The 3769-nt window shown below is 66.2% G+C and carries 3 protein-coding genes; all 3 read right to left on the reverse strand.

Translation table 11 applies throughout. The features are described 5' to 3' along the window. Positions 1-223: 223 nt before the first annotated feature. Positions 224-2365, reverse strand: coding sequence for a ferric-rhodotorulic acid/ferric-coprogen receptor FhuE (fhuE, locus tag FJU31_RS01305; RefSeq protein ID WP_150453167.1), 2142 nt, complete (start codon positions 2363-2365; stop codon positions 224-226). Positions 2366-2591: 226 nt separating this feature from the next. Continuing rightward, on the reverse strand, positions 2592-3068 hold the full coding sequence (locus FJU31_RS01310; RefSeq protein ID WP_150453168.1) for a hypothetical protein: 477 nt from the start codon (positions 3066-3068) through the stop codon (positions 2592-2594). Between the two features lie 75 nt (positions 3069-3143). Beyond that, entirely contained in the window at positions 3144-3695 is a 552-nt protein-coding gene (locus tag FJU31_RS01315) for a M23 family metallopeptidase (RefSeq protein WP_150453169.1), read from the reverse strand. Between the last annotated feature and the right edge of the window lie 74 nt (positions 3696-3769).

Genomic DNA, 3769 nt, shown 5'->3' on the forward strand with positions numbered 1-3769 from the left:
TATGGGCGGGGCGGGGCATGGCCCCGGTTGGGTTGAGTCGCGCTTGCTCGACTGCCTTTCGTGGTTCAGTCGAGCAAGCTCGACTCTACAATTGCAGGGCAGTCGAGCAAGCTCGACTCTACAATTGCAGGGCAGTGGAGCAAGCTCGACTCTGCAATTGCAGGGCAGTCGAGCATGGCTCGACTCTACAAAAGGCGCCGGGGGCTGCCCGGCGCCGTCTGCCTCAGAACGACCAGGTGAAGGTCAGCGAGCCGCTGCGGCCTTCGCCATAACCGCCGTAGCCGTAGATCTGCGCGTAGTACTTCTTGTCCAGCAGGTTGTTGAGGTTGGCCTGCACGCTGAACTCCGGCGAGATGCGGTAGCGCACGAAGGCGCCGACCAGGGCATAGGCATCCTGGTTGAAGCGACCGTACACCGCGTCGGTGTAGTAGATGCTGTTCTGCCAGTTCACGCCGCCGCCGAAGGTCAGGTCGGCCAGCTTCTGCGGGGTGTAGCTGGTGTAGACCTTGATGGCGGTCTGCGGCAGCTGGGTGTTGATGTCGGCGCCGTCGATGTCCTTGGCCACGTAGCGCGAAGCGCCGAAGGTCGCGTTCCAGCCCGGTGCCAGTTCGCCATTCAGTTCGAACTCGATGCCACGGCTGACCGTGCCGCGTGCAGCACGGTAGGCGTTCTCGTTGGCCGCGCCGTCGACGAACTCGCCGGTCTGCTGGGCGACGTTGTCCTGCTCGATGCGGAACACGGCCAGCGAGGCGTTCAGGCGGTTGTCAAACCACGCGCCCTTGACGCCCACTTCGTAGCTCTTGCCGTCGACCGGGTCGAGGTAGGTGCCCTGCTTGTTGCGGTAGGTCTGCGGCTGGAAGATCTCGGTGTAGCTGGCGTAGGTGGACCAGGTGTCATCGATGTCGAACACCAGGCCTGCGTACGGCGTGGTCACCTTGTGGCTTAAGCTGGTGACGACGCCGCCTTCGGTGCCGTCCAGGCTGTAGTCGGTGTAGCGCGCACCGATGATGAGCTTGAGCGGATCGGCCAGCGACAGGCGTGCGGCGGCGTAGCCGGCCTTCTGCACGATTTTGCCCTGGCTCTGGGTGGGCAGGGTCTCCAGCCAGTTCGGTTCGGGGAAGCTGCCGTTCCAGGCCAAGTAGTTCGGCAGGTCCGCCCAGGCCGACTGGAAATCACCGGTGTTCACGTACTCGCGGCGGTTGTAGCTGAGGCCGGCCATGAACTGGTGCTCGCGACCGAACAACTGGAACGGCCCGTCGACGTAACCGTCCACGCCGTCCACCTTGCGGTGGGTCTTGTAGTAGCCGGCCATCGGCAGCACGCCGGCACCGGTCACCTTGTCGAAGCCGGCGCCGTAGTAGGGGTAGAACAGCTTGTCATCGGCATCGGTCTTGTCGTGCGTCGCGCCGATCTTGAACTTCCAGCCGTTGTTGAAGGCGTGCTGCAGGGTGGCGAACGCGCGCTTGCTGGTGGTGTCCCAGAAGGTCCAGTCCGGCGACGGATTGAACGAGATCGGGTAGTTGGTTTCGCTGCCGTCGGAGAACCACATCGGGAAGCCGCCCCAGGTCGGTGCGGTGGCCTTCTTGTGCTGGTAGTCGAAGCCCACGCTCAACTGCGTGTCCGGGGTCAGGTCGGCATCGATGACCGCATAGCCCAAGGTCTTGCGCTGGTTGTAGTGGTCAACCTGCGAATCAGTGTCCAGGTAGCTGCCGATGACGCGTCCGCGCACGGTGCCGCTTGCGTTCAGCGCGCTGCCTACGTCCACGGTGGTGCGGGTGCGGCCCCAGCTGCCGACGTTGACCGAGACGCTGCCGGCCAGCTCGGCGCTGTCGGCATGCTTGCGGATCAGGTTGACCGACGCCGACGGATTGCCTGCACCGGTCAGCAGGCCGGTGGCGCCGCGCACCACTTCCACGCGGTCGTACAGGGCCAGGTCCAGACCGGAATCGCCGTAGCTCCAGTTCTGCGCCATGGTGGTCGGAATGCCATCGAACTGGTAGTTGTCGATGTAGAAGCCGCGCGCGTAGAACTCGGTGCGCTCGCTGTCCGACTGGGTGCTGGTGACGCCGGTGGTGTTGCCCAGCACGTCGATGATGTCGTCGAGGTTCTGGTCCTCGATGCGCTGGTGGCTGATGATGCTGACCGACTGCGGGATCTCGCGCGGGGCCAGGTCGAAGCGGGTACCGGCCGAGGTCCTGCGCACCGAATAGCCTTCGGCACGCTCGCCCTTCACCACGACCTTGTCGAGGGTGGTCGGGTCGGCGGCGGTTTCGGCGAAGGCGGCCGGCGCGGCGGCCAGGCACAGGGCGGAGAGCACCGCCGCGGAAAGGCGATGCGGCAGGAGAGCAGAGGTCGAGCGGATCATGTGGGTTCCTGGACGGGCACGTGCGTGCGTCCGACCGGCTTCCCGGATGGTCTGGCGCCGCGGCTGGTGGGGGTCTCACGCCGCTGGCGGGGCCCTGCGCTGCAGGACGTTGGCTGGGCAATGCGAGGAGGGCGAACCGTCCTGGCTGCCCGGAAAACGCAACTATGTTAATGCGAATTGTTTCTATTTACAAATGGCGCCGGGGCGTGCCAGTCCCTTCGCCGTATCAGTCGTCCAGCGGGGTGCGCTCGGCCTGGATTTTCATGTGCGGCAACTGGTCCTCGATGCCATCGGCGTACTCGACGGTGACCATCACGTCTTCATCGATCATGGGCGCGCCGTACACCTCCACCTTGCCGGTGATGTACACCGGGGTGCTGCGCAGACGCCCGGCATGGATGGCCGTTGGATCCAGGCAGGCCAGCGTGTGGCGAATATTGGCCGAGGCGAATTCGGTCGAGGTGTTGGGGATCAGCCAGTGGCAGAACTGCTTGCCGGCGTCGCTGCCATCGTCCTCGCAGCCCTTGCTCCAGCGGCTCCAGTCGGTCACCAGTTCAATCGATCGCGGGGCATCGACCTGTGCGGTGTTGGCGTAGGCAGCCAGTTGCCTGCACCACGGGTCGCGGTGTGCCTGCAGGGTGCTGCAGCCGGTGGCCAGGATCACGGTGGCGATCAACAGCGGGGTGGCGCGAAGCTGGGCCATCGGCGTGCTCTCCCTGTCACTGTGGCTGATGATGCGACGGGCCCGTCATTGAGTCGAGCCGCAGCGTCATTACGCTCAACGCAGCAGCGGCAACGGGTCGCGCGCGCCGTCCTTGCCGTAGATGCCCCAGTGCAGGTGCGGCGGCGTGCCCTTGGCATTGCCACTGTCGCCCACATGGCCCAGCAGCTGCCCGGCCTGGACCACCTGGCCTCGCGCCAGGCCCTCGGCCCAGTCTTCCAGGTGTGCGTAGTAGTAACGCTCACGACCGGGCCCGATTACCCAGACCTGGCGCCCGCCGAGCCCGCGTTCGGTCACATCGGCGATGACGCCTGCGGTAGCGCTGCGCACGGGCGTGCCGCGCTTGCCGAAGATGTCGATGCCGGCATGCGTGCGGTCACTGCCGCGCGGGGCACCGAAGGTGTCGGCGATCTGCCGCGGGCGCACGCCGTCCACGGGCACGGGCAGCTCGGTGGCCGGTGGCATGCGTCCCAGCGCCCACAGCATCTTCGGTGCCGCCGCCCACGGGCTGTTCCACAGCGAGAGCACAGCGATACCGGCGGCCAGCAGCAGGGCGCCGGACAGCAGCCAGCGGCGCAGGCGTCGGGCAGGGGAGGGCGGTGTGGTCATGAGGTCCATATGTAGAGTCGGGGGCAGCGGGCGGGGGATGGCACCCACGAGGGCCTGGGGGGGCGCAAGAACAA

Source organism: Stenotrophomonas cyclobalanopsidis (assembly GCF_008710035.1).
In the GTDB taxonomy this organism is placed as follows: Bacteria; Pseudomonadota; Gammaproteobacteria; order Xanthomonadales; family Xanthomonadaceae; genus Stenotrophomonas; species Stenotrophomonas cyclobalanopsidis.

Coding starts and splice junctions, on each gene's coding strand:
- fhuE (WP_150453167.1), bottom strand. CDS start 2,365: ATGATCCGCTCGACCTCTGCTCTCCTGCCGCATCGCCTTTCCGCGGCG.
- FJU31_RS01315 (WP_150453169.1), bottom strand. CDS start 3,695: ATGACCACACCGCCCTCCCCTGCCCGACGCCTGCGCCGCTGGCTGCTG.
- FJU31_RS01310 (WP_150453168.1), bottom strand. CDS start 3,068: ATGGCCCAGCTTCGCGCCACCCCGCTGTTGATCGCCACCGTGATCCTG.